We start from the raw sequence: 23,730 nt of genomic DNA on the forward strand, positions 1-23,730 counted from the left end.
CTCAAAGTGGGTGGGCAATTGTAACAAAGCTCATAGGACATAAAATGCTAAAATCCAAGTAAAACTTAAAAGGACAAATATGCGATACAAACTTGTGATGTTTGGATTTAGCGCGGTATGTGTCAGCCTCCAAGAAGTGCGTGATAGACTAAAAATCTATCCTAGCGAACGTTTCATGATAGAAGGCAAGAACCAATGCTATCTCATAGACTTGCAAGATGGCAAATACTATCTCATAGATTTGGATTCTCAAGGAAAATATGTTATCAAAGGTCTCGATTAAAGTATGTCTATGTACTTAGGCATTTAACAAATGCTTAAGTATGCTTTTATTACAATTGCCCGCTTTTTTAGCAAAGCATCTCTACATTAGCTCACACATACCAATTCCTGTCGGTTGCATTTCACTTACTAAATGCTAAGGGGTATGGCGGCAAAACCAAAGACACAAAGGGGAACCTATGATTACAATGAAAGACTTACTAGAGTGCGGTGTGCATTTCGGGCATCAGACAAGGCGTTGGAATCCAAAAATGAAACGCTTTATTTTTGGTGTACGCAAAAATATTCACATTATCGACCTACAAAAGACTTTGCGCTATTTCAGATATACCTACAATATTGTAAGAGATGCTGCAAGCGAAGGCAAAACTATTATGTTTGTAGGGACAAAAAAACAAACAAGTGAAACAATCAAACAGTACGCAGAATCTATCAACGCTCCTTATGTCAATTATCGTTGGCTAGGGGGAATGCTCACAAACTTCGCGACAATCAAAAAATCTGTGCGAAAACTTGAAGTGATAGAACAGATGGAGGAAAGTGGGCAGATTGATCTGCTAACCAAAAAAGAAAGACTCATGCTTATGCGCAAAAAAGAAAAACTCACAAAATATCTTGGTGGTGTGCGTCATATGAAAAAAATCCCAGATATGATTTTTGTAATTGATGTCGTAAAAGAAAGGATTGCAGTAGAGGAAGCTAGAAGACTTGGAATACCGGTAGTAGGACCACTTGATACAAACTGTGATCCAGATAAAGTGGATTATCCAATCCCGGGCAATGATGACGCAATCCGATCGATTCAATTATTTTGTAGAGAAATCACTGAAGCAATCAACGAAGGCTATAGCCAAAACAAAGATGGAATCCAAGAGACAGAGGAACAAATTCCGGCAAGCGAAGAGGAAAAACAAGAAGTCTTAAGCGAACTACAAGAAGAGGGAGAATAAAAATGGAGATTTCAGCACAGCTTGTCAAAAAACTTCGAGATATGACTGATGCAGGTATGATGGACTGCAAAAAGGCACTTATAGAAACAAAAGGTGAGATAGAAAAAGCTATAGAGTATCTGCGTGAAAAAGGCCTAAGCAAGGCTGCCAAGAAAGCAGATAGGATTGCTAGTGAGGGAATAGTAAGTGTGAAAGTGGCAAGCGATTTTCAGAAGGCAAGCTTGCTTGAGATAAATTCTGAAACAGATTTTGTAGCGAAAAACGACACTTTTAAAAATCTTGTAGAAAAAAGCTCTATGCTTGTGTTTGACAGTGCATTAAGCGATATATCGACTTTGCATACAAAAGAAATTGATGGTGTGAAGTTTGAAGAGTATCTGCAACAAAACATCGCAAAAATTGGCGAAAATATTGTTATCCGTAGGCTTGAGACAATCCAAGTGGCTGGCAATGCGGTAGTAAATGGCTATGTGCATTCAAATGGGCGAGTTGGAGTGCTTATCGCAATGACTTACAAGAAAGAAACTTCGAAGGCAAAAGCGGCTGATCTCGCAAGGAATCTGTGTATGCACGCAGCTGCTATGAAACCCCAGGTATTAAGCTACACTGATTTGGATTCTGAATTTATAAAAAAAGAAAAGATTGTTCTTATTGCTGAGCTGACAAAAGAAAACGAGGAATTCAAAAGACTAGGCAAACCTCTACATAAGATTCCCAAATACATTAGCCGTAGCGAACTCACACAAGAAGTTTTATCTCAAGCAAAAGCAGATTTTGAAGCGGAGTTAAAGGCTCAAGGCAAACCGGAGGCAATTTGGAATAAGATTATCCCAGGTCAGATTGAGCGTTTTATCGCGGACAATACACTTATAGATCAGCGTCTGACACTTTTAGGGCAGTTTTTTGTGATGGATGATAAGAAAACAATAGCCCAGGTATTAAAAGCAAAAGGCGAAGAGCTCAATGATGAGCTAGAGATTATCAAATATGTGCGCTTTGAGCTTGGTGAAGGGATTGAAAAAAAGACAGAGGATTTCGCCGCAGAAGTAGCATCGCAAATGCAATAACAAACGCATCAAATTCTTGTCTCAGACTACTAGATAATATTTAAGTGGTATTCCTCCTATACCGCCTACGAATCTATGGCTTTCTTGTTTTTTCTCGCACGATTTTGACAAGCTCGATTGCATTTTCTCGTGGCAAGTCTGGAGTCATTCCATGTCCTAAATTAAAAATATGCCCATTGTCTTTGCCCATAGTAGCTACTATTTCCTCTACGCCTCTTATCATGCTTTCTCTATCATACAATCTTGCAGGTTCGAGATTCCCTTGTAAAACATACTTATCTCCTAATATCGCTTTGGCTAATGATAATGGCGTACTCCAATCCACACCAAATACATCAAATTCGCCATCAATGGAATCCAAAAATCCAGAAATCCCCTTAGGAAAACACAAAATAGGTATATGCGGATATTTTGCTTTCAAAAAATGCGCTATGTCTTTGATGTACTTCCAGCCAAACTCCAAATATGCATCCTTTTCCAATGCGCTAGCCCAACTATCAAAAATCTGCACTGCATTTGCACCCGCTTCTATTTGCGTGCTCAAATATCCTTTGATTTCATTTGTAAGCCTCTCTAGCAGCAGATGTAATAACGCAGGATTTGCATAAAGCATTCTCTTGCTTCTGGCATAACTCTTGCTCCCTTGTCCTTCTATCATATAAGTAGCTAATGTCCATGGTGCGCCAGAAAATCCAATAAGCGCTTTGTCTTTTGGTAGCCGTGTACGTATAGTGCTTAATGTGTCATAGACATAACTGAGATTTTTATACGCTCCAACTTCTAGACTTCCAATATCAGCACTGGATTGTATTGTGCGTGAAAATTTGGGTCCCTCGCCTGCCAAAAATTCTAATCCCATGCCCATCTCGTAAGGCACAACCAAAATATCGCTAAATAAAATTGCTGCATCAACATCTAAAATCTCAACAGGTTGCAATGTAACCTCTGTAGCGAGTCTGACATTCTTACACAGATCTAAGAAACTGCCTGCCTGCCTGCGCACTTCCTTGTATTCATTTAAATATCTGCCTGCTTGTCGCATAAGCCATATCGGTGTATAAGGCGTTGGTTTCCTAAAACATGCATCTACAAAAATCATAGTTCTATCCATTTTTGTGCGATTCTCACCGCATTTGTAGCTGCACCTACGCGAATCTGATCAGCTACACACCAAAGATGGAGGATATGCTTATCGAAATTATCTACTCGTATCCGACCCACATAGGTTTCGTCAGTATCTGTAGCATTGAGTGGCATAGGATAAAGTTTCTTGCTTGGCTCATCAAGCAGCACAATATTTGGTGCGTTTTTGAGAATCTCGCGCGCAAGATTTGCATCTGCTGGCTTCTTAAACCTGATACTTAAAGATTCGCTATGACTTCTTAAAACAGGTATTCGTACACAAGTAGCACTGATAGCAAAATCTGTATGCATGATTTTGTTTGTTTCTTTTATCATTTTCATTTCTTCCTTTGTGTAGTCATTATCCATAAATACATCGATATGCGGAATCACATTGAGCGCGATTCTATGAGCAAAGACTTTTGGCTCACAAGACTCTAACTCGAAAGCAAAAAACCGCTGCATTTGCGTCACCAACTCTTCCATACCACTTTTACCAGCGCCAGAGACTGCTTGGTAAGTGCTTACATCTACGCGTTCAATTTGGAATTGCTTATGCAATGGGGCAAGCACTTGTACCATCTGTATTGTTGAACAATTAGGATTTGCAATGATTTTGCTGGTCTTTGCCAATGCGATATCTTGCGGGTTGACTTCAGGCACAACTAATGGAATGCCTTCTTGCATCCTAAAAAAACTTGTATTATCAATCACTAAAGCCCCAGAATCTACAGCAGATGGAACAAAACGCTCGCTCACACTTCCACCAGCAGAAAAAAAGGCAATCTCTATTCCTTCATCTTTGAACACATTATCAGTAGTCTCAAGTATCGTGTATTGCTTGTTCTTAAAGTTTATTTGCTCTCCGCTACTGCGCGCACTTGCTAATGGGACAAGTTTTCTGACAGGAAAATCCTGCTCATCTAGAATTTTCAGAATCTCCTCTCCCACAGCCCCACTTGCACCTACTACACCAACGACAAATTCTTTTTTCATTACCCATATGACCTTTGGATTGAGATTTTTAAGAAGCAGCGATTATACAACACAATCTTGGTTTGAAAAACAACCAAAAACGCACAAATCACGAGAATTAAAGGCTCTATTAGTTACAATAATTTTCATAAGACTTTATTTTGGAAGGAGAGATATTTGAAATTTAACTTTTTGACGCTTTTTCCGCAATTCCTCATATCATATTTTGAATATTCGATTCTCAAACGTGCAATCGCTAAGAATCTCATTGAGGTTTCATGTATAGATATACGCGAATTTGGTATCTCGACACATCTAAAAGTAGATGCCCCACCAATTGGTGGTGGTGCAGGACAGGTGTTGCTTTTTGAGGTATTACAAAATGCTTTAGAACAAGTCAAAGATTCTCATATCATATTTTTAAGCCCATGTGCTAAGCGCTTTTGCCAAAATGATGCAATCAGACTTGCCAAAAAATCTCATATTAGCTTTGTATGTGGTAGATATGAAGGCTTTGATGAGAGACTAATTGAGTGTTTTGCTGATGAAGTTTTTAGTGTTGGAGATTTTATTATGAGTGGTGGAGAACTTGCTGCATTAAGTCTCTCTGATAGTATCGCTAGACAAATCAAAGGTGTGCTTGGGAATGCGGATTCTCTTAAAGGTGAAAGTTTTGAATTTCATCTACTTGAAGCGCCAAATTTTGCTAAAAACTCCACGCAGACAGAAAAAATTCTCAAAAACTTCGAGTATCTCGCAACACCTTCAGGGTATTCAAAGGGAAACCACAATAAAATCGACGCTTTGAAATTAGACCTTGCAATCGCGAAGACAAAATATTTTCGTCCAGATTTATATCTTTCTTACAAAACCCAACAATGCAGGTTAAGTGATTCATACCAAGGAGTAGATTATGAAAAATAGATATATCGAGAGTTTCCAAAAAGCCCAAATCGGGGATAAAAAAGTCCCGACCTTTAAAGCAGGCGATACTATCAGGCTTGGTATCAAAATAATGGAGGGTGATAAAAGCAGAATCCAAAATTTTGAAGGTGTGTGTATCTCTATACGAGGCAATAGCGTGGATAGAACTTTTACTGTGCGCAAGATTGGCGCAAACAACATAGGTGTAGAAAAAACTTTCCCGCTTTATAGCGATAGCCTAAATAGCATCGAAGTTTTGCGCATCGGTCGCGTGCGTAGGGCAAAGCTTTATTATCTACGCAACAGAAAAGGTAAAGCAGCGCGTATCAAGGAGCTTCGCAAGCAAGATTCCCATAAAACCAATCCTAAAGCATAAATTTGTGGCTTTAAGATTTGGATATTAATAACCCCAAAGCTTCTTTGAGAATGCAAAACAATCAACCAAAATTTTTTGATTTTAGTTTTTAAGGCAGGTTTATGAATCTCACGGAAGTCATAAAGTTTCTAGAATCCAACCAACTCACAGTCCGTCATTCCCACAAAAATGAAGATTTCATAATAAAGGAGATAGCTCCATTAGATAGCGCAGACAAATCAGACATAAGCTATGTGAATAAAGATAAGTATTTATTAGATCTTACGCGTACTAATGCTGGTGCTGTGCTTGTGAATGCAAAATTTGCCAAATATGTTCCAACACACACACAAATCTTAGAAGTAGAAAATCCTTATCTTGCTTTTGCCTATCTTACACATCTTTTTGCTAAACCAGAATTTGCTAATCCCAAACATAATTTTGGGCTAGATTTTCCAAATCCTGCAGTGACAATCGCACACAATGTATTTATAGGGAGCAATGTCAATATCGGGGATAACACCCATATAATGCCTGGTGTATGCATAAGCGATAATGTAAGCATTGGCGAGAATTGCAAAATTTATCCGAATGTTGTGATCTATCGTGATACAAAAATCGGGGATAATGTAAGAATCCATGCAGGAAGCATCATAGGAAGTGATGGCTTTGGATATGCACAGACAAAAGATGGCAGACATATCAAAATCGAGCACAATGGCCGGGTCATAATAGAGAATGATGTAGAGATTGGAGCTAACAGCACAATTGATCGCGCTGTATTTGGAGAGACACTTGTAGCACAAGGAGCAATCATTGATAATCTTGTGCAAGTAGCACATAATTGTAGGGTAGGAGAGAATAGTATTCTAGTTGCCCAGACTGGACTTGCTGGCTCTAGTATATTAGGACGTAGTGTTATTATGGGTGGGCAGTCTGGAACAGGAGGGCATATCAATATTGGGGATTTCGTCCAAGTGGCTGGACGTGGAGCCGTAGGTAAGAATCTCCCAGCAAATACTAAATGGGGAGGACATCCACTTATGGAACTCGAAGAGTGGATGAAATTCTATGTCAATCTACGGAGATTCTTAAAACAAAAACTCAAGGAACGATAATGAATAAAAAACTTGTATATGGAATCATTGGATTTGGAATAGTGGCTGTAATAGTGCTTGTGATTGCACTACGAGTAATATCGCATCGTCTTAGCACACAAATAGAACAAGAGCTTAATGTGTTCTTGCAAGAGAGTGCCCAAAACCAAGATTCTGCAATCATTGATTTTGAACCCTTCCACTGTTTTGGCATGAGCAGTATTACCTGCGAAGGAAAGAGCATCAGATTTGGCTTCAAAGATACCCTCAATGATGTCCAATCCGATGATGATATAAACACTTTTGTAAACACCCAAGAACAAGGTAGCTTAGAAAACATTAGGATTCATCTTAGTGGGCATGATACAAAAGCAAATATCAATATCCAAACACTTATCAAAAGTACTGGGATAACTTTTGACGCACAATGTGAGAATACCTTCACACTCAAAAAGAGCTCCCAAGAACTTTCAAGCGAACTTGCTTGCCAAACTACAAATGAAGAATTTGCATACAATCAAGATACAAAACTTGGAATCACATTCTTTCATGAAGAGTTTTTTAACAAAACTCTCAAAGATGCTTTTTTCTTGTTTAAAAACAACGATGCAGAAAGTTTAAAAAAACTTGGGATAAGATTGGATTCTTTTGCGAGTTCTCTTAAAGCCGATAATTTGCAAAGAGCGATTTTAAAGGCTGTAGGAGAAGAGGGAAATACACAAAATCTTAGTATGCTTACCTTTATGAGTATGATGTTTATCAATATGCTAGAAAAGGACGAACAAAAACAAACAGATGAAGAGATCAAAGAGCTTGATAGGAATCTTGTGAAATTTTTCAATAACTTGATGGATGTACTTAATGGAACTTCACATAGTCTAGAGCTTATTGTAAGTACAAAAACACAAGTAGATCCTATTTTGCTACCAGACATAGAACAAACAGTTACCCAAGAATGGATTGCCAAAAATTACTCGTTCCATACACACCAGAATGCAAAACCTTAAATACCCTATAGATTCCCAAGAGCAACCACCCTTAAGAAACAGTCAAAAAGGAAAGAAAGGTTTCAAGCGCATTATCCAAGCTTTTTTTTACTCGCTTGATGGATTTAAGGCAGCGTGGAATGATGAAACTGCCTTTAGACAAATTGTAATTTTATTTTGTGTTTTTACTCCACTTGGCATTTATCTTGCAAAGGATTGGAATGAGGGGGTTTTACTCTTACTTCCTTGTTTTTTAGCTCTTGGCTCTGAGCTGATAAATTCTGCCATTGAAAATGCTATTGATTTTACTAGCACAAAAACGCATCCACTAGCCAAGAAAGCCAAAGACATGGGTAGTGCATTGCAACTTGTGGCACTTATATTCTGGATAGTCGTATGGGCATGGTACCTTATGGAAAGATTCTTGGATTGACTGGCTGTTTATTTTGCAAATCTATAATCGCGGCTTGCTCTTAATAAGAGGTATGAATATTAGATTTTTAAGGAGGAAAAATGAGAATTTTTTCATTTATAGCGGCTTTTGCGTTAGCAGGAGGTTTGAGTGCTGCAACTTTTGAAGTAGATACAACACATTCTTCAGTAGGCTTTGAAGTAAAACATCTCATGTTAAGCAAGGTTAAGGGTGATTTTAAAAAGTTTAATGGAGAAATTGAGCTTGATGGCAAGAATTTAAAAAAATTAGAAGGAGAAGTAAGTATTACTGAGATTAATACAAACAATGACAGCAGAGATAAACACCTTAATGCACCAGATTTTTTTGATTCATCAAACTTTCCAACAGCCACTCTCAAAATGACAAAAGCTACAAAAAAGAAGCTTTATGCGGATTTAACGATACGCGGTATCACAAAAAATGTCTCTTTTGATTTTGAAATGGGTGGTCCAGTCAAACACCCAAAAACAGGCAAAGATCTCATATCCCTCTCTCTTCAAGGTGTAATCAACCGCAAAGATTTTAAGGTCGGTGAAAATACAGGAGATTCAAGCGTGAGTGAAAAAGTCAATATCAACATCAATATTGAAGCAACTTCTAAATAACCTCTTGTGCTAACTCGCTAGCACAAGCTCTCTCTTTTATTTACAAAAATTTCAGCCCATTTCTCTAAAAACCATCTTGTTTCTTTTCTACAATCTCAAAAGGTGCCTCCCGTAAAAGTTTGCCAAAAGAGAAAACCATGCCAATGACTACATTGCTTCCACTTCTATCAAAATGTCTTCCCTTCAGAGTGTAGACTTTAAGGAATGGTGCGATGTTAAGATTCTTATACACGCTCAATTCGTAGCGCATCTCAAGTTCTAAAAAATATTTTGGATTATATGTACTTGAGGTGGTATTGAACACATAATCACGTACATTAGTCATATAGTAAAACTTTCCACCGTTTTGGAAGTGTTTTTCAAGTGCAAAGCCAAATTCCAATCCCAAGCTTTGTACTCCAATTTTTGGATTGAAATCTTTCTCGGTAAAAAGCGTGAGTGCAAAGTCTTTTAACACAACTCCACTAAAAAGCTTGATTCCAAAGTTTGCACGCCCAATCTGGCGTTTGCCCAAAGCACTTGATGCAACAAATTCGCTCTGGTAAGCAATCTTGCTGTAAGGTCCCAACTCAAAATACCAACCAGATAACCCCAAAAATCCATCAATCTCCCAAAGTCTTTGTGTGTAATCTGAGCTTAGAATAATCCTATCAAGCGTCTTGTTATCTACACTCGGAGCATTCTTGGGAAAGATGATTGTGCGTCCATATTCAGCCAAGAGCGTATTAAAAATCACAAAATTCCTTGTGTAATAATCCATACTAAGATGAAAATATCCTTGTGCTACTACTTGAGAATCCCCTCGCAAACGCGTATCTGCCGATATGTTATAGAGATCTTGATTCCGCAAGGTCGTAGAGGAGAAATTAAGAGAAATCCGTTTGAGTTCGATCTGCCATCCGATTTTTTGCTCTTTAAACATCACTTCATCTGTATACAAAACACCACATAAAAACACAAGATAGACTAAGAACCTCCTCACAACAAATCACCAAAAAGAATTGGTTTTCCTACTCTATTCAAGTAATGTTTCTTATTCATAAGATGCTAAATCCTTTGTAAAAACCTAAAAAATCTGTTAATTTTACTCAATTGATTTTCTAAAAATTACACAGTTATTTGCTCACAATTTCTCATTATTTTTTTCTTGGCATTTCCCAACCAGTCAGAAAAATTACGAGATTTCTACACAGATTTACAATATAGAAATAAATTAATAAACATTGTGTAAAATCCGGCTCGCTTCAAAATGGGTACTTTGAAATAAACCAATTAATATACAAAACAAATATTTAAGGCTAGGAGAAAAGATGAAAGGAATCTATTTGGATAATAATGCAACCACTATGGTTGATCCTAAAGTAAGGGAGCTTATGGATCCCTATTTTTGTGAATACTATGGAAATCCAAATTCTCTACATAAATATGGTACTACCACTCATCAAGCGATAACAGAGGCTATCGATAAACTTTACAGAGGGATCAATGCAAGTGATGAAGATGATATTGTCATTACAAGCTGTGCTACAGAATCTAATAATTGGGTGTTAAAAGGAATCTATTTTGACCTCATCCACAACGGAGAGAAAGATCATATCATCACCACAGAAGTAGAGCATCCAGCTATTGGCTCAACTTGCAATTTTTTAGAATCTTTGGGTGTCAAGATCACTCGCTTGCCTATCAATGCAAATGGCAATATCTCAGTAGATCAAGTCGCAGAAGCTATCACAGATAAAACTGCACTTGTAAGCATTATGTGGGCCAATAATGAGACGGGTTTGATTTTCCCTATTGAAGAAATTGGCGTGCTTTGCAAGCAAAAAGGTGTGCTTTTCCATACAGATGCTGTGCAAGCGATTGGCAAAATCCCTGTAGATGTCAAACTTGCAAATGTAGATTTTTTGAGCTTTAGCGCACATAAGTTCCATGGACCAAAGGGCATAGGTGCGCTTTATGTCCGCAAAGATGTTGCTCTCACTCCTTTATTACATGGAGGGGAGCATATGCGCGGCAGACGAAGTGGTACGCTTAATGTCCCCTATATCATTGGTATGGGTGAAGCAATGAGACTTGCTGTAGAAAGTTTGGAGTTTGAGGGAAAAGAAGTTCGCAGGATGCGAGACTATCTAGAAAATGAACTCTTAGCAATCAAAGATGTGTTTGTGATAGGCAGCAGAGAAAATCGTGTGCCAAATACTACGCTTATAAGTGTTCGTGGGATTGAAGGCGAAGCAATGCTATGGGATCTCAACAAAGCTGGGATTGCTTGCTCAACCGGCAGTGCATGTGCTAGCGAGGACTTAGAAGCAAATCCTGTGATGGTAGCAATAGGTGCAGATAAAGAGCTTGCGCATACTGCGATTAGAATCTCACTGAGCAGATTTACAACACAAGAAGAAATAGATACGATGATAGAAGTATTCAAAAAAGCCGTAAAACGTTTGAGAGAAATCTCTAGCTCATACGCAGAGTAACGATACAAAAAAGGAAAGATGATGGCAAAAAATGATTTATTAGGTGGCGCGCTTTGGGATGCGTATTCAAAAAAAGTAAGCGAGAGAATGGATAATCCAACGCATCTTGGTGTCCTAACCCAAAAAGATGCGCAAGCAAGAAATGCAAAATTGGTAGTCGCTGATTATGGCGCAGAATCTTGCGGTGATGCTGTGCGGTTATATTGGCTTGTGGATTCAAATGATGTAATAATCGATGCAAAGTTTAAAAGTTTTGGTTGTGGGACGGCTATTGCAAGTTCGGATATGATGGTAGAACTTTGTCTTGGCAAAAGAGTACAAGATGCTGTGAAAATTACAAATCTTGATGTTGAACATGCGCTACGTGATGATCCTGACACACCTGCTGTACCCGGGCAAAAAATGCACTGCTCTGTGATGGCGTATGATGTGATCAAACAAGCCGCGGCACAATACCTAGGAAAGAATCCAGAGGATTTTGAACACGAGATTATCGTGTGTGAATGCGCACGAGTAAGTCTAGGGACGATCAAAGAAGTTATCAAACTCAATGATCTGAAAACCACTGAGGAGATCACACAATACACAAAAGCCGGTGGATTTTGTAAAAGCTGTATAAGACCAGGTGGGCATGAAAAGCGCGAATATTATCTTGTGGATATTCTCTCAGAAGTCCGCTCTGAGATGGAAGAACAAAAGCTCAAAGACAATGCCCAAAAGAGCGCGCAAGGCACACTTGCATTCAAAGAAATGACATTGGTGCAAAAAATCAAGATTGTAGATTCTGTCATTGATGAAAAGGTACGACCAATGCTAATGATGGATGGTGGGAATATGGAGATTCTAGATATCAAAGATAGCAGTGATGGGCATGTAGATGTTTATATTCGTTATATGGGGGCTTGTGATGGTTGCTCTAGTGCAGCTACTGGCACACTCTTTGCAATCGAAAGTGTTCTGCAAGAAAATCTCGATTCAAGTATCCGTGTCTTTCCAATCTAAAAATACAAATGGACAAAGCCTACAAGATTCTCGCTAAGACAAAAAATTTCTCGCATAATCTCGCAAAAGACCTTATAGACAAAGGACTTGTGCGCGTCAATGGTATCCGTATCAAGCTTGCTCGCACACTGGTCCCTTTAGATTCTCACTTTGAAATCCAAGAAATCACAAAACCCAAAATTTTGCTTCAAGACAAAGATTTATTAGCGCTACACAAACCTCCATTTACAGAATCCTATGAGCTTGAAAAATTCTACAAAGGATTTGTTTTACTCCATAGACTTGATAGAGAGACAAGTGGGGTGATTCTACTTGCAAGGGAAAATAGTGAATTTTCTCATCTTGCAAAAGAAGCATTCAAAAAACGAGAAGTTTATAAAGAATACCGTGCATTGGTCAGTGGGATTGTCGCAGAATCCATGCAAATTGATAAACCCATCTCTACAAGCAAAAAATATGGTTTTGCAAAATCCCGCATTGATAAAAATGGTAAGAGGGCATCTACTTATATCGAGCCTTTAGCTGTAAGTGGCAAAAAAAGCCTCTTAAAAATCATCATTACCACAGGCAAAACGCACCAAATACGTGTGCATCTTAGCCACATAAACCACCCAATTATAGGAGATACAATCTATGGCGGCGCGAATGCAAAACGTTTGATGTTGCATGCACGCTGCATAAAACTACTAGGATATACGATTATCTCCCAGCCGCCACAAGAATTAGAATTGCAATAACCCCATTGACTTGTCCCAGCAATACCTCCTCTCCAATCTAATGCAGGAATATCTTTTGCTTTAAATATCGCCTAGAGGCTAACTATCTCAACAAATCCTTTCTCAAGGAAACTTGTATGAAATTGCTTTTTGTTTGTTTGTTTGTATTGTCACTTAATGCTTATGCACAGAAAATATCTGAATTAGCACAAATCGTAGGAATCCGAGAAAACTCTCTTGTGGGTTATGGTCTAGTAATCGGACTTAAAGGCACAGGAGACAAAAATGGATCAAAATTTACCGCGCAAAGTATGGCAAATATGCTAGAGACGATGAATGTCAAGCTTTCAGCAAGTGATATCAAATCTAAAAATGTCGCTGCCGTGATGGTAACAGCGAGCATGCCTCCTTTTGCAAGACAGGGCGATAAGATTGATATACAAGTATCCTCAATAGGTGATGCAAAATCCATAAGTGGCGGTACGCTTGTACTAACGCCGCTTAGTGCAGTTGATGGCAATATCTATGCGCTTGCACAAGGACCTATTACACTTGGTGGAAGTGAAAATACACTCTCTGGCACGTTGAGTAATGGTGCAACGATTGAGAAAGAAATAAATTATGGAATCTCACAACTTGAAAACATCACATTAAGCCTCAAAAAATCCGACCTACAAAGTGCAGTAAAAATCCAAAAAGCCCTTAATGACAGTTTCAATGCTAATGTAGCAAATGCGCTAGATTCTCGAACTATCAAGCTCAAGAAACCAGAAAATATGAGTATGGTGGAGTTTTTAGCACTTGTAGAGAATGTAGAAATAGACTATCTCCAAAAGCAACGCGTAATAATAGATGAGAAGAGCGGGACAATTATCGCAGGACTTGGAATTACAATTGAGCCTATCATCCTTACACATGGCGAACTCACACTCAAAATATCTGAAGATATACAAGAAGACCCAGAAGCTCTCAATCTAGGCGATGGTATAAGTGTCTCACGCACACATAATACACTTTCAACTAATGGCAAAAAGCCAACCCTTGCAAATGTCGTCCGTGCATTGCAAAAAATGGGAGCGAGTCCAAAAAACATCGTTTCGATTCTAGAAAGCATGAAACGTAGCGGTGCAATCACAGCAGAAATCGAGGTCATATGACAATAAACAATGCAATTGCGATATACCAAGCTACGCATAATAAAATAGAAAATTTACAAGACACACAAACTCCATTACAGCAGGCAAAAAAAGATGACAAAGCCTTAAAAGAGCAAACTGATAATTTTGAAGCTATTATCTTGCAGCTTATGCTAAAAGACACTATAAAAAATGACAATCCCCTCTATCCCAAACAACCCGGTAGCGATATTTACCACTCTATGTATCTTGAAAATCTCGCAGACAATCTTAGCGGCTCATTTGGGTATTCAGACCTGCTCTATAACTATCTTAAAAACTTATAATGCTAGAAAATCCCAGCGACAGCCTTATTAATAAAAAGCTTATCAAAAACTTGGATTCCCAAGATAAGCAAAAGGTTATGGATTCTCTTACTGAGATTATTAATATTAGCTATAAGCTTGAATTTGACTTTCATGAACTCAAAGAGTTCTACCATAAATTCATCGAGATTCTGCCTCAGGCTGTTTGGGTCTTAGAATCTGAGGGTGAAATCTTCTATCAAAATAGCAAAACCCATGAATTCGCTGGAGTATTTAGCATCATAAAATCAAGGCTGTTTGTAGCAGATGTCAAGATAGGGCAATCATATGAAAGCGAATTGGAATATAAGGACAATGCCTATCTCTTCAAAATCAATTATCTCAAAGACAAAATCATCGTTACTGCCACAGATATAACAAAGCAAAAGCGTCAAGAACGTCTAGCCTCTATGGGACAAGTATCAGCACATCTAGCGCACGAAATCCGCAATCCCGTAGGTTCTATATCCCTACTTACATCAAGCTTACTCAAAAGCAACGAGCTGCAGACCCAAAATATTGCTATCGAAATAAAAAAGTCCATTTGGAGAATCGAGCGGCTTATCAATGCTACCTTGCTCTTTTCAAAAGGTATGAACACCATCTTAAAGAAAGTGAAACTCAAGATGTTTAAAGATGAGCTTGAGACTTGTATCTCTTATTACACTTACCTTAAGAATATCGATTTTATTTTTAGTCCGAGTTTTGATAGCGAGCATGAGGTGATGCTTGATTTTGATCTCTTTAGTATTGTGCTACAAAACTTTGTCTTTAATGCCATTGATGCTATCGAAGAGAATGACAAAGAATCTGGGGTGATAGAAATTGGTTTTTGCCAAAAGCAAAAGGAGAGCATATTTTCTATAAGTGATAATGGCAAACATATCGAGGATAAAACCATACTTTTTGAAGCATTCAAGACTACCAAGCTCAAAGGCAATGGCCTAGGGCTAGCACTCAGCAAACAAATTATACAAGCCCACAATGGCAAGATAGAGCTGGAAGAACATAAGAACAAAAAGGTTTTTGTGATCAAGATTCCACAATGACAGATAACCTATCTGTATCTGCTCAAAGCAAGTTGTTTCAACGTGAGTTCCTTATATCTATTACATCCCTCTTGGAATCCAAAGTCACAAGAAAGCCCAAAATATTCCATCCCAACTTCCATATCTCTTTTAGTGCCTTTACCATGAAACACGAGAAATCCTAAATTGTAACAACCTTTAGCGCTTTTACCCATACACGCATCTGTGTAATAAAGCCCAGCTTGGACATAATCTCTTTTTTCACTAACATAGCCATTCTCAAACATCACGCCTAGATTATTGCATGCATCTGCGTTGCCGTTGTGGCATGCTTTGTCATACAATTCCAGACTTCTCAGATAATCTTGCCTCACGCCAGTTCCTTCAGAAAACATCACTCCTAGATTATTGCATGCACTAAATATCCCGCCATTGCAAGCATTTTCGTAGTAATTCATACTTTTGTGGTGGTCTTTTTGTACTTTCTCTCCTTTGCTATACAAAACCCCAAGTTCATAGCACGCAGCATAATCCCCGCTTTCACAAGATTTGTTAAACAAATATAAAGCCTGTTTGATATTGCCTTTGATTAAATGCTGCATTGCCTTTGTATCAATCGCACCTAAACTCCCAAAAACATGACATAAAATAAAATACACCAAAAACCTTTGCATTTATTGCTCCTCCATATTGCTTAGTCCATCTCAAAATCGCCATTAAACGAATTTTTTATAAGCTTTAGCTACAATTGGGTGCATACCATAAATGGATAATTAATAAGAATGATCAAGTAGGGATTCCAAATGGAAACAAGAGATTCAAAAAAACCCACACGCGAACTTTATAAATACAAAATACCAACAATACTCCTAGTGTGCTTTTTATCCATAATGCATGCGCTTGAATTTGGTTCTATGGGTCAGGTGTCTGCGAGTATTGGAAATGCTGGTGTAGCACTCAAAAACTCTGCTTGGGCGGTGTATTACAATCCCGCACTCCTAGGTGCTGACAGACGCTCTAAAATAGCATATAGCTTTGGTGCACAATTCCAAGAGACGAATATATTGGAAGTGGCGACTTTGGATTTCAAGACATTGGCAAACTCTTCAGAAATACTTGGAAACAAACTGATGGGTAAAGATACAAAGGGTCTCACAAAAGCTGTGTTAAATGCAAATATCAATGTGGGAAGTCTAGGAAGTCTAGGAGATATATTCACACAAATGGGAATCAAAAACAACAATGGCACCATCACAGATAATGATCTCAAAAATTGGGTAAAACAAGATCTAGGATGTCAGAATTGTGACAATAACAACGCAAGTGTAAGCGAGGTGGTAAAAAACCTCCAGCAAGATTCCGATGCACTTAATAAATTCCAACAAAAGCTCACTACAGCAGCAGATTCAGTAGGCAATCCGCTTATCTCTAGTATCATCAAAAATACCGATCCTAAAGCCTTGGTAGGTCTTGTAGCAGGAGTGGCAGATGGCAATACAGATCCAGCAAAACTCACACAAGAGATTCTCAAAATAGCAGGGGAGAGTGGTATCGTACTAGCAAAAGGCGCAGATCCTGATATAGATAACATCATCAATGCCTTCAATGCCCTCAATAAGACGATACAAAAAAATGACCTCATGCTTACAAGCCAAAATGGCATCGTGTTCCAAATAGGAGGCAGAGAACCCACTAAGAGAATAGAAGTTGATAATATAGGTGCCATAACCCTACGAGATCCTGACAATGGGCGCGGTGCTATAGCTGTGGGTGTTTTCGCTCAAGCTTTTGCAGGCGCTTCAGCAAATATAAGTAAGACCCACAATCGCTTGATTATAGGAGTGGGATGTGATATGAAAGATTCAAGCAGTTATGACCAGTGTAATTTCATAGAAGCAAAGATAAACGCTGATAACATCACCTTAAGCTTCATAGGCACTCCAAATCAACAACCACCACAACAAAATCAAGTAGGCAAAGACACATTTCTCAACCACTCTGTCTTAAGTCCGAATGCCAAACATGAACTCAATGCCACAGCCCTAGCACTTATAGAGATACCAGTAGGCTATGGGCATACTTTTTTCACAAATGTTGGTGATATTAGCGCGGGATTGAATTTCAAGTTTATCCGAGCCTTTGGCTATACCTTCAAAGAAGAAATCAACTACGCGAAGTCCCAAATAACAATGCCAAAAATCGATGATATTATCTCTACACAAACTTTTGGAGTGGATTTGGGGATTCTCTACACGCCTATTTTTGCAAAAAGATTCAATCTTGGGTTGGTTATCAAAAATCTCAATACCCCAGTTATCAAAACAAATAAGAATAGTATAGAGCTAAACCGCCAGCTCCGGACAGGTATAAGCTATGAATTGTCAAAATCTCTCACAATTGCTTTAGACTACGATCTTTTGCCAAATGACACACTCAGCACAGTAAATCCCCAATCCCAAATGCTAGGTGGCGGTATTCTCATCAACCTCAAATATATAGATTTTCGAGTTGGTGCCATGAAAGATCTTGAAATTGCGGATAATGGCGTCATACTCACAGGTGGTTTCAACCTACTTGGATTTTTGGATATAGCACTCCAGTATGGATTGGGAAATGTCGTGAAACTCTATGGTTTTCCTGTTTCTAGTTATATGGCATTAAAAGTTGGTGGGCAATTTAGCTGGTAAAGTGAATATACACGCTCAAGCTTTAATAGATTCTGCAAAAAGTTACTACCAATATCTTTTGGATTCTAATCTGGGACTTGATGAAATCAGAATTTTACGCGTTGTGCTCAAAGAGCAAATACTCATTTTGCAGCTTGGCAAGCGACTTTTTTCTCAAGAAATCCTCATGCTAGAGGTTACAGTAGATGGAAAATCAAAGACTTATGAATTAAACACAAGCTTAGAATACAACGAGGAATTATCACAACTGAGTATCACTCTAGATTCTGAGCTATCAGAAGATTTGCACAATCATCTAAAAAACAGCACACTAAGACTTTTTAGTGACTTAAAATTTTTGGTGAAGAATGTTTGGGAGTTTTATGAGAAACACCGAGATTCTCTTGTATTGCCTAATGCGCAACCACTTGTAATCAAAGATATTCCACACTATCTTAGCGACCACCAAAAAGAAGCGCTTAAACTCGTATTTTCAAAACCACTAAGCTATATCTGGGGGCCACCTGGTAGCGGGAAAACACAGGTTGTCCTCTTTGAAGCCCTATATGCTTATGCCCAGATGAACAAACGCGTATGCGTTATAGCACCTACAAACTCAGCACTAGAGCAGATTTTTATCACTCTCTTAGAACACTTCAAAAAAATGGATTTTGAGCTTAGCAATCTTTTGCGTCTTGGCATACCTACACAGAGATTTCTCTCACTTTATCCTGAATGCTGTGATACAAATATCCTCAAGCAAAACCAAATCTCTTTATTCTCTCAACCCATAAGTTCCAAAGAGCGTTTAAAAAATGCCCTGATTATTGGGATGACACTCGATGGATTTATCAAACGCTATGATAGTTTGGAAATAAAGTTTGCGCATTTTTTCTTGGATGAATGTGCATTTACTGCACTTGCTAAAGCTTGCTCTATTCTCATAGGAGGATCTCCTATCACGCTTTTTGGAGACCATAAGCAACTCATGCCAATCTGTGAAATGCCACAAAAAGAGCTAAAAAATCGTCCTGAAGTCAATCTATGGAATCTCTCCGCGCTTTTTATAGAGGAGTTTTTCAAAGCATCAGATTTCACGAAATTACAAGAAAAGACACCAAGCCATACCCCCGAACTCTCTTGTGTTGCTAAACTCTGCTTTACCCATCGCTATGGAGACAATCTCGCCAAGCTTTTAGATTCTTATATATACCAAATGGGTTTGCGCGGTCAAGATGAGATGATGGAGATCTATTGCATTGACAGCGGATGCAAGAAAGAAGCTGATAATAATATAAGTGAAAATGAGATACGCACTATAAAAATCCTGTATGGATATTTATCAAGAAGTAACTTCTTGGATTCACTCAAATCTCCGCAAAATACAAATAACATCACAGATTCTCTAGCCATAATCACTCCCTTTGTCAAACAACGCAAAGAATTGCAACAACAACTTAGCTCCATAGAAGTTTTGACAATACATGGTTCGCAAGGAAGGGAATGGGAGAATGTGATTTTTTCCCCTGTAAGTCTTAATTACTATCTCACAGATTCCCGCCAACAAAACGCACTTTTTGGCTTAAATGTAGCCATAAGTCGTACCAAAAAACGCTTATTTGTTGTTTGTGATTTGGCCTTTTGGCTTGCGCAACAAAACCAATTCTTGCGCGATCTTTTGCTCCAATCCACAAAAATTAACCTCCCCGGCCTTTCATCACCAAACAAGCTACAATCACACTTCCAAGGATAAACATGCAAAAAGACACCATAGAAATAACATTAGAAAACCAAACTCTCAAAAATACTAAAAACCTGATGTTTTTCTCTACCCTAGCTTATATTATCTGCTCTTTTGTGAGTGCGTTTAGCTTACTTGGCGCAATTGGATTACTTGCTTGCGTGATTATGGGGCTAGTTGGCTTGTACAGATTTAGCAAACTGGCACAAACCTTTGTCTTTAAATATTGCTGCTTTATTTTTTTGGCTGTTTTTGCCTATGTGCTAAGCAGTGGATTTGTCTTATTGTTAGCACTAGATAACCCTTTCCATAGTTTGCTATTTGCCATAGGTGGATTTGTCATTGTGGCAATTGTCTGTGTGTATTGGGCGTATTGCATTGCATTTGAGATGAGCGCACTCACAGGCCGCAAAGAGTTCATCACTGCATTCAAGCTCTATATGGGAGGGCTTGTGGGGATTTTAGCGCTCATTATCACTAATGAAAGCACCAAAGCCGTCAGTATAGAGCAAAGTGGGGTAAGCCTGTATGCAAGTTATTATGTTGTTTTCAACTCATTTGCTTTTATGATGCTAGCAGTTATGTTGCTTGCACAGATCCTGGTAGCACTGGGAATCTATAGAATAGAAAAAATCATAGTCAAGAATCCTCAAAGTTCTGCCTAGCGCGAACTGGATTCTATTTGGAAAAATTTCAAAAACCCATCGTGTATATCTTCTAGCAAACCTAACTCACGCAGCTTTTGTATCACTTCAGGCGAGCAATCAGTCTCTTTAGGCCATTGTCTGTAGTGATTATCCATAGCTGCTTTATCGCTTGCATCGACAAACACGACATTCTCTTGCACCCAAATATCTCGCTTAGCATCAATGCTATTAACTATACGCCAAGTGAGCATATAAGGATTGTGCAAGTCGTTTTTTGCAAAATCTAGCAAAAACACAATACGCAAAGCCCTGGCTAATTCACCCAAAGCCACCGCTTGTATCAATTCCTTCAGACTAGTATCACTTTTTTGCACAGCTAGCATACACAGAGGATTTATAGTTGCTATGCAGTATTGCTTCAAATCTTTCACAAAACCAAATTTCTGCTCTACAAGAGTGAGCAATTCAGAATCAGAATGCAGTATAAGACTAGAGCGAGTGATTTCTTTGCCAATTGCACAAACCCCAAGCTTACCGCCAACAGCAAAATTCGGACTTGCATGATCGAGCGCATCACAAACCCCCTCGCTAATCAACAGATTATCAGTACTAAAGCGATTGAGGATGTAATGTGCTAGGCTTTCATAATCCTGCAAATCTGGCGCATCCCAATCCACAAAAATAGCATGCTTGACAAAGCTCATTTGTCCTACCCCCCAAAAAGCATGCATAAGCTGCATAGCATGGGCTGGATACTCTGGAGCAATTTTGGCAAAAATAAGATTATGAAAAACGCCATTTTCAGGCATATGATAATCAAGTAGGCCATGTGTGGTGCTTTGCAAAAGTGGCAAAAAGATACGTTCTGTCAAATAGCCCATATACTTATCCTCTAAAGGTGGCTTGCCAACCACACTCGCAGGAAAAATTGGAGAATTTTTCATTGTGATTGCACTCACTTCCAATACAGGGTAGGGCTCCTGAGAGGTATAAAAACCTGTATGATCGCCAAAAGGACCTTCAAGTTCCATCCTTTGCGGATCGACAAAACCCTCAATGACTATATCTACATCGGTAGGTATATAAAGCTCATTTGTAAGACATTTGCACACACGTGGATTCTTCCCGCGCAAAAAACCATATAGCAGTAATTCATAAATGCCAAGTGGAAGCGGAGCTTGGGCACACCAAATATAAAGCGGATCACCACCAAGAGCTATACTCACAGGCATTTTTTTGCCTGCTTTTTTGTATTGGTGGAAGAAATGATTGGAATCTTTATGTATCTGCCAATGCAAGCCTAAATGCGATTTGTCATAGACTTGCAGGCGATACATGCCCAGATTTTTTTGTGTCCCATCAAGGCTTTGTGTATAGACTTGCCCCATAGTGATAAAGGGCGCAATATCTCCAGGCCAAGTCGTAAGGATTGGAAGCTCATAAAGATCTGGGGTAGATTGGATTCTCTCCTGACAAGGTGGCATGCCAAAACGATGATATTTAGGAAACACTTTGCGCAATGCAAAGAGTTCTTTGAGCTGTAAAAATTTGGATTTTAAGTCTTTTTTAGGGGCAAATTTCAATAGAGACTGGATGCTTTCTGTAATCTCTGCAATAGGCCTTTGCACAATAGAATCAAGTCGAGAAAACGACCCAAATACATTCATCAAAACAGGTATATCAAAACTTCTGTTGTTTTTTTTGTCTATTGGATAGGTGAAGAGCAAAGCCTTTCCGTATTTTTTTTTCACTTCAAGGTAGGCAAGATGTGGAATCTCAAGATAAATATCAAGCGGTTCATCAATGATTTTTAATTCACCGCAGGATTGCAAAAATGCTAGAAATTTTTTGCTATCACCAAACTCTTTGAAGTTTTGTTTATGTGCAATCTTGTGAGTATGCATATTTACTCCAAAATTTTGCTTTGATTAGAGAAAGAAGGCAGGAAGAGACTTACTGTGATTTAGGGGTTCTAAGTGTTCTTGCACTTAGAAACCTGTATTTAGAAATGCAAACCAATCATAAGTTGGATATTGCTCATTGTCGTGCTGTGCTTAGGGCTTACACCTTTGACTTCAGGTTTTTGGTAAGTATATTGCAAGCTCACAGCAAGAGGAAGAACAGCAGGTGTAACCTTAAGGCCCACACTATAAGCAAAGGTATCTTTGTAGATTTTATTAAAGCTTGAACGGCTAACCCCAAGATAAGGTGTCAGGCGCATAACGACAAGCCCAAAGTTTGTTCCAAGATTCAAACCATATTGTGCATTCGAAAACCCACTATGACCGCTGCTCTTGCTGTAAAAATCATATTTGACTTGTGGTGCTAGCACAATCCCGAATGCACCAACCCATACTCTCCCATAAAAGCCATAATTGCTAGGTCCATAGGAAGAATACACAGTATTTTGTTTCAAGCCATTTTTGATGCTGGCTTTACCAAAATCTACACCAAACTCTGGGCTAACTTCTACTAGACCAAGATTGATGCCAAAAACTGAGCTTACGCTGAATACTAAAGTCAAAAGCACTTTTTTCATAATTTCTCCTTTTAAGTAAAAATTTCACAATGAACTTCTTTCCAAATATCTGAATTTTGTAAAGAAATCCGCGAAACAAAAGCGCCTATTGTAGCAACACAAAGACAGAAAATCAACTTGCTTTCATGTGTATAAAAAAAGACATCCAGATTCAGTTTATTTATCCTACTGGCTTTGGATACTCAGTATCCAAAGCCAATTTAGAATCCAACCTAGTTTCTAGAGGGGATTGTTTCAAGAGAGAAAAGAGAAGAGAGAAGAAATACAAAAGCTAGGAGTAGCTCCTAGCTTAGTGAAGAAGTCGCAAGATTTTGCTGTATTACCTACAAGCTCCTACCACGCTTAGTGAAGTTATAAGATTTTGCTTTGATTCTTTAGAATCTGATGAGCCAGAGTGTTTTGTGAATGAAGTGTTTAATAAGAATTAAGAAAAGACTAAAGAGATCTAGATTTCTTTAGTCTTCTATCTACCACATAACTTTAGTCTTCTACCTACCACATAACTTTAGTCTTCTATCTACCACATAAAATTCAACTTCATATAACCAGTATGCTGTGTAAGCTTAGAGTTAAAGGTAGTGTTGTAGTTAAATGTTATATAAAACCTTTCATCCAAA

24 protein-coding genes are annotated in these 23,730 nt (G+C 38.5%); 18 read left to right on the forward strand and 6 right to left on the reverse strand.

Going from position 1 to position 23,730, the window contains the following annotated elements; translation table 11 throughout:
- Window positions 1–79 precede the first annotated feature (79 nt).
- From CCY97_RS02255 to tsf, 3 genes are all read left to right on the forward strand, one after another.
- Window positions 80–283 (forward strand): hypothetical protein, encoded by a 204-nt coding sequence (locus CCY97_RS02255; protein ID WP_112063868.1) that lies wholly within the window; start codon window positions 80–82, stop codon window positions 281–283.
- Between the two features lie 178 nt (window positions 284–461).
- Window positions 462–1,232, forward strand: coding sequence for a 30S ribosomal protein S2 (gene rpsB / locus CCY97_RS02260; RefSeq protein ID WP_112063869.1), 771 nt, complete (start codon window positions 462–464; stop codon window positions 1,230–1,232).
- A gap of 2 nt (window positions 1,233–1,234) precedes the next feature.
- Window positions 1,235–2,299, forward strand: coding sequence for a translation elongation factor Ts (gene tsf, locus CCY97_RS02265; RefSeq protein WP_112063870.1), 1,065 nt, complete (start codon window positions 1,235–1,237; stop codon window positions 2,297–2,299).
- 73 nt (window positions 2,300–2,372) lie between these two features.
- On the opposite strand, the gene hemE is transcribed toward tsf, so the two are convergent.
- Both hemE and CCY97_RS02275 read right to left on the reverse strand, forming a co-directional pair.
- The gene (hemE, locus tag CCY97_RS02270) at window positions 2,373–3,398 is read right to left on the reverse strand and encodes a uroporphyrinogen decarboxylase (RefSeq protein WP_112063871.1); all 1,026 of its coding nucleotides are present in this window, start codon (window positions 3,396–3,398) and stop codon (window positions 2,373–2,375) included.
- Window positions 3,395–4,417 (reverse strand): aspartate-semialdehyde dehydrogenase, encoded by a 1,023-nt coding sequence (locus CCY97_RS02275; protein WP_112063872.1) that lies wholly within the window; start codon window positions 4,415–4,417, stop codon window positions 3,395–3,397. Before CCY97_RS02275 ends, hemE begins: the two co-directional genes overlap by 4 nt.
- A 156-nt stretch (window positions 4,418–4,573) precedes the next feature.
- Between CCY97_RS02275 and trmD the strand changes: the two genes are divergently transcribed.
- The 6 genes from trmD to CCY97_RS02305 all read left to right on the forward strand — a co-directional run bounded on the left by trmD (window position 4,574) and on the right by CCY97_RS02305 (window position 8,817).
- A complete protein-coding gene (gene trmD / locus CCY97_RS02280; RefSeq protein WP_112063873.1) occupies window positions 4,574–5,320 on the forward strand; it encodes a tRNA (guanosine(37)-N1)-methyltransferase TrmD in 747 nt (248 codons plus the stop codon).
- A complete protein-coding gene (rplS, locus tag CCY97_RS02285) occupies window positions 5,310–5,696 on the forward strand; it encodes a 50S ribosomal protein L19 (RefSeq protein ID WP_112063874.1) in 387 nt (128 codons plus the stop codon). The genes trmD and rplS overlap by 11 nt, the downstream gene beginning before the upstream one ends.
- A 101-nt stretch (window positions 5,697–5,797) precedes the next feature.
- Window positions 5,798–6,793 carry a UDP-3-O-(3-hydroxymyristoyl)glucosamine N-acyltransferase gene (gene lpxD, locus CCY97_RS02290; protein WP_112063875.1) on the forward strand — a complete coding sequence of 332 codons (996 nt, stop codon included), beginning with the start codon at window positions 5,798–5,800 and terminating at the stop codon, window positions 6,791–6,793.
- The gene (locus CCY97_RS02295) at window positions 6,793–7,779 is read left to right on the forward strand and encodes a hypothetical protein (RefSeq protein WP_112063876.1); all 987 of its coding nucleotides are present in this window, start codon (window positions 6,793–6,795) and stop codon (window positions 7,777–7,779) included. The genes lpxD and CCY97_RS02295 overlap by 1 nt, the downstream gene beginning before the upstream one ends.
- Window positions 7,766–8,191 (forward strand): diacylglycerol kinase, encoded by a 426-nt coding sequence (locus tag CCY97_RS02300; RefSeq protein ID WP_112063877.1) that lies wholly within the window; start codon window positions 7,766–7,768, stop codon window positions 8,189–8,191. Before CCY97_RS02295 ends, CCY97_RS02300 begins: the two co-directional genes overlap by 14 nt.
- A gap of 80 nt (window positions 8,192–8,271) precedes the next feature.
- Complete coding sequence (locus tag CCY97_RS02305) at window positions 8,272–8,817, forward strand: YceI family protein (RefSeq protein ID WP_112063878.1); 546 nt, start codon at window positions 8,272–8,274, stop codon at window positions 8,815–8,817.
- 64 nt (window positions 8,818–8,881) lie between these two features.
- Here CCY97_RS02305 and CCY97_RS02310 read toward each other — a convergent pair whose 3' ends face one another.
- Window positions 8,882–9,799: a hypothetical protein gene (locus tag CCY97_RS02310; protein ID WP_146744490.1), complete on the reverse strand. Its 918-nt coding sequence runs from the start codon at window positions 9,797–9,799 to the stop codon at window positions 8,882–8,884.
- A gap of 328 nt (window positions 9,800–10,127) precedes the next feature.
- Here CCY97_RS02310 and CCY97_RS02315 point away from each other — a divergent pair, with 328 nt between their 5' ends.
- From CCY97_RS02315 to CCY97_RS02340, 6 genes are all read left to right on the forward strand, one after another.
- Window positions 10,128–11,294 (forward strand): NifS family cysteine desulfurase, encoded by a 1,167-nt coding sequence (locus CCY97_RS02315; RefSeq protein WP_112063880.1) that lies wholly within the window; start codon window positions 10,128–10,130, stop codon window positions 11,292–11,294.
- A 21-nt stretch (window positions 11,295–11,315) separates the two neighbouring features.
- Window positions 11,316–12,296, forward strand: coding sequence for an iron-sulfur cluster assembly scaffold protein (locus tag CCY97_RS02320; RefSeq protein WP_112063881.1), 981 nt, complete (start codon window positions 11,316–11,318; stop codon window positions 12,294–12,296).
- Between the two features lie 8 nt (window positions 12,297–12,304).
- Window positions 12,305–13,033 carry an RluA family pseudouridine synthase gene (locus tag CCY97_RS02325; protein ID WP_112063882.1) on the forward strand — a complete coding sequence of 243 codons (729 nt, stop codon included), beginning with the start codon at window positions 12,305–12,307 and terminating at the stop codon, window positions 13,031–13,033.
- 116 nt (window positions 13,034–13,149) lie between these two features.
- On the forward strand, window positions 13,150–14,169 hold the full coding sequence (locus CCY97_RS02330; protein WP_112063883.1) for a flagellar basal body P-ring protein FlgI: 1,020 nt from the start codon (window positions 13,150–13,152) through the stop codon (window positions 14,167–14,169).
- Entirely contained in the window at window positions 14,166–14,474 is a 309-nt protein-coding gene (locus CCY97_RS02335) for a rod-binding protein (protein WP_112063884.1), read from the forward strand. The genes CCY97_RS02330 and CCY97_RS02335 overlap by 4 nt, the downstream gene beginning before the upstream one ends.
- On the forward strand, window positions 14,474–15,541 hold the full coding sequence (locus CCY97_RS02340; protein ID WP_112063885.1) for an ATP-binding protein: 1,068 nt from the start codon (window positions 14,474–14,476) through the stop codon (window positions 15,539–15,541). The genes CCY97_RS02335 and CCY97_RS02340 overlap by 1 nt, the downstream gene beginning before the upstream one ends.
- An 8-nt stretch (window positions 15,542–15,549) precedes the next feature.
- On the opposite strand, the gene CCY97_RS02345 is transcribed toward CCY97_RS02340, so the two are convergent.
- The gene (locus CCY97_RS02345; RefSeq protein ID WP_112063886.1) at window positions 15,550–16,194 is read right to left on the reverse strand and encodes a tetratricopeptide repeat protein; all 645 of its coding nucleotides are present in this window, start codon (window positions 16,192–16,194) and stop codon (window positions 15,550–15,552) included.
- A 129-nt stretch (window positions 16,195–16,323) separates the two neighbouring features.
- Here CCY97_RS02345 and traF point away from each other — a divergent pair, with 129 nt between their 5' ends.
- The 3 genes from traF to CCY97_RS02360 are packed head-to-tail and all read left to right on the forward strand — an operon-like array spanning window position 16,324 to window position 20,592.
- Complete coding sequence (gene traF, locus CCY97_RS02350; RefSeq protein ID WP_112063887.1) at window positions 16,324–18,207, forward strand: conjugal transfer protein TraF; 1,884 nt, start codon at window positions 16,324–16,326, stop codon at window positions 18,205–18,207.
- 1 nt (window position 18,208) lies between these two features.
- A complete protein-coding gene (locus CCY97_RS02355; protein WP_112063896.1) occupies window positions 18,209–19,939 on the forward strand; it encodes an AAA domain-containing protein in 1,731 nt (576 codons plus the stop codon).
- Between the two features lie 2 nt (window positions 19,940–19,941).
- Window positions 19,942–20,592: a hypothetical protein gene (locus CCY97_RS02360; protein ID WP_112063888.1), complete on the forward strand. Its 651-nt coding sequence runs from the start codon at window positions 19,942–19,944 to the stop codon at window positions 20,590–20,592.
- On the opposite strand, the gene CCY97_RS02365 is transcribed toward CCY97_RS02360, so the two are convergent.
- Together CCY97_RS02365 and CCY97_RS02370 are read right to left on the reverse strand one after the other, a co-directional pair.
- Window positions 20,589–22,478, reverse strand: coding sequence for a menaquinone biosynthesis decarboxylase (locus CCY97_RS02365; protein ID WP_112063889.1), 1,890 nt, complete (start codon window positions 22,476–22,478; stop codon window positions 20,589–20,591). The two genes, CCY97_RS02360 and CCY97_RS02365, sit on opposite strands and share 4 nt — an antisense overlap.
- Before the next feature lie 98 nt (window positions 22,479–22,576).
- On the reverse strand, window positions 22,577–23,113 hold the full coding sequence (locus CCY97_RS02370; RefSeq protein WP_112063890.1) for a hypothetical protein: 537 nt from the start codon (window positions 23,111–23,113) through the stop codon (window positions 22,577–22,579).
- Window positions 23,114–23,730 lie beyond the last annotated feature (617 nt).

It is taken from the genome of Helicobacter sp. 10-6591, assembly GCF_003288805.1.
In the GTDB taxonomy this organism is placed as follows: Bacteria; Campylobacterota; Campylobacteria; order Campylobacterales; family Helicobacteraceae; genus Helicobacter_F.

What these genes read in the sequence shown, in the direction of transcription:
- CCY97_RS02345 (WP_112063886.1), bottom strand. Translation starts at nt 16,194, where the DNA reads ATGCAAAGGTTTTTGGTGTATTTTATTTTATGTCATGTTTTTGGGAGT.
- lpxD (WP_112063875.1), top strand. Translation starts at nt 5,798, where the DNA reads ATGAATCTCACGGAAGTCATAAAGTTTCTAGAATCCAACCAACTCACA.
- CCY97_RS02320 (WP_112063881.1), top strand. Translation starts at nt 11,316, where the DNA reads ATGGCAAAAAATGATTTATTAGGTGGCGCGCTTTGGGATGCGTATTCA.
- CCY97_RS02295 (WP_112063876.1), top strand. Translation starts at nt 6,793, where the DNA reads ATGAATAAAAAACTTGTATATGGAATCATTGGATTTGGAATAGTGGCT.
- hemE (WP_112063871.1), bottom strand. Translation starts at nt 3,398, where the DNA reads ATGATTTTTGTAGATGCATGTTTTAGGAAACCAACGCCTTATACACCG.
- CCY97_RS02370 (WP_112063890.1), bottom strand. Translation starts at nt 23,113, where the DNA reads ATGAAAAAAGTGCTTTTGACTTTAGTATTCAGCGTAAGCTCAGTTTTT.
- CCY97_RS02335 (WP_112063884.1), top strand. Translation starts at nt 14,166, where the DNA reads ATGACAATAAACAATGCAATTGCGATATACCAAGCTACGCATAATAAA.
- CCY97_RS02340 (WP_112063885.1), top strand. Translation starts at nt 14,474, where the DNA reads ATGCTAGAAAATCCCAGCGACAGCCTTATTAATAAAAAGCTTATCAAA.
- rpsB (WP_112063869.1), top strand. Translation starts at nt 462, where the DNA reads ATGATTACAATGAAAGACTTACTAGAGTGCGGTGTGCATTTCGGGCAT.
- CCY97_RS02275 (WP_112063872.1), bottom strand. Translation starts at nt 4,417, where the DNA reads ATGAAAAAAGAATTTGTCGTTGGTGTAGTAGGTGCAAGTGGGGCTGTG.
- CCY97_RS02360 (WP_112063888.1), top strand. Translation starts at nt 19,942, where the DNA reads ATGCAAAAAGACACCATAGAAATAACATTAGAAAACCAAACTCTCAAA.
- CCY97_RS02300 (WP_112063877.1), top strand. Translation starts at nt 7,766, where the DNA reads ATGCAAAACCTTAAATACCCTATAGATTCCCAAGAGCAACCACCCTTA.
- CCY97_RS02305 (WP_112063878.1), top strand. Translation starts at nt 8,272, where the DNA reads ATGAGAATTTTTTCATTTATAGCGGCTTTTGCGTTAGCAGGAGGTTTG.
- CCY97_RS02330 (WP_112063883.1), top strand. Translation starts at nt 13,150, where the DNA reads ATGAAATTGCTTTTTGTTTGTTTGTTTGTATTGTCACTTAATGCTTAT.
- CCY97_RS02255 (WP_112063868.1), top strand. Translation starts at nt 80, where the DNA reads ATGCGATACAAACTTGTGATGTTTGGATTTAGCGCGGTATGTGTCAGC.
- rplS (WP_112063874.1), top strand. Translation starts at nt 5,310, where the DNA reads ATGAAAAATAGATATATCGAGAGTTTCCAAAAAGCCCAAATCGGGGAT.
- CCY97_RS02325 (WP_112063882.1), top strand. Translation starts at nt 12,305, where the DNA reads ATGGACAAAGCCTACAAGATTCTCGCTAAGACAAAAAATTTCTCGCAT.
- CCY97_RS02365 (WP_112063889.1), bottom strand. Translation starts at nt 22,478, where the DNA reads ATGCATACTCACAAGATTGCACATAAACAAAACTTCAAAGAGTTTGGT.
- tsf (WP_112063870.1), top strand. Translation starts at nt 1,235, where the DNA reads ATGGAGATTTCAGCACAGCTTGTCAAAAAACTTCGAGATATGACTGAT.
- traF (WP_112063887.1), top strand. Translation starts at nt 16,324, where the DNA reads ATGGAAACAAGAGATTCAAAAAAACCCACACGCGAACTTTATAAATAC.
- CCY97_RS02315 (WP_112063880.1), top strand. Translation starts at nt 10,128, where the DNA reads ATGAAAGGAATCTATTTGGATAATAATGCAACCACTATGGTTGATCCT.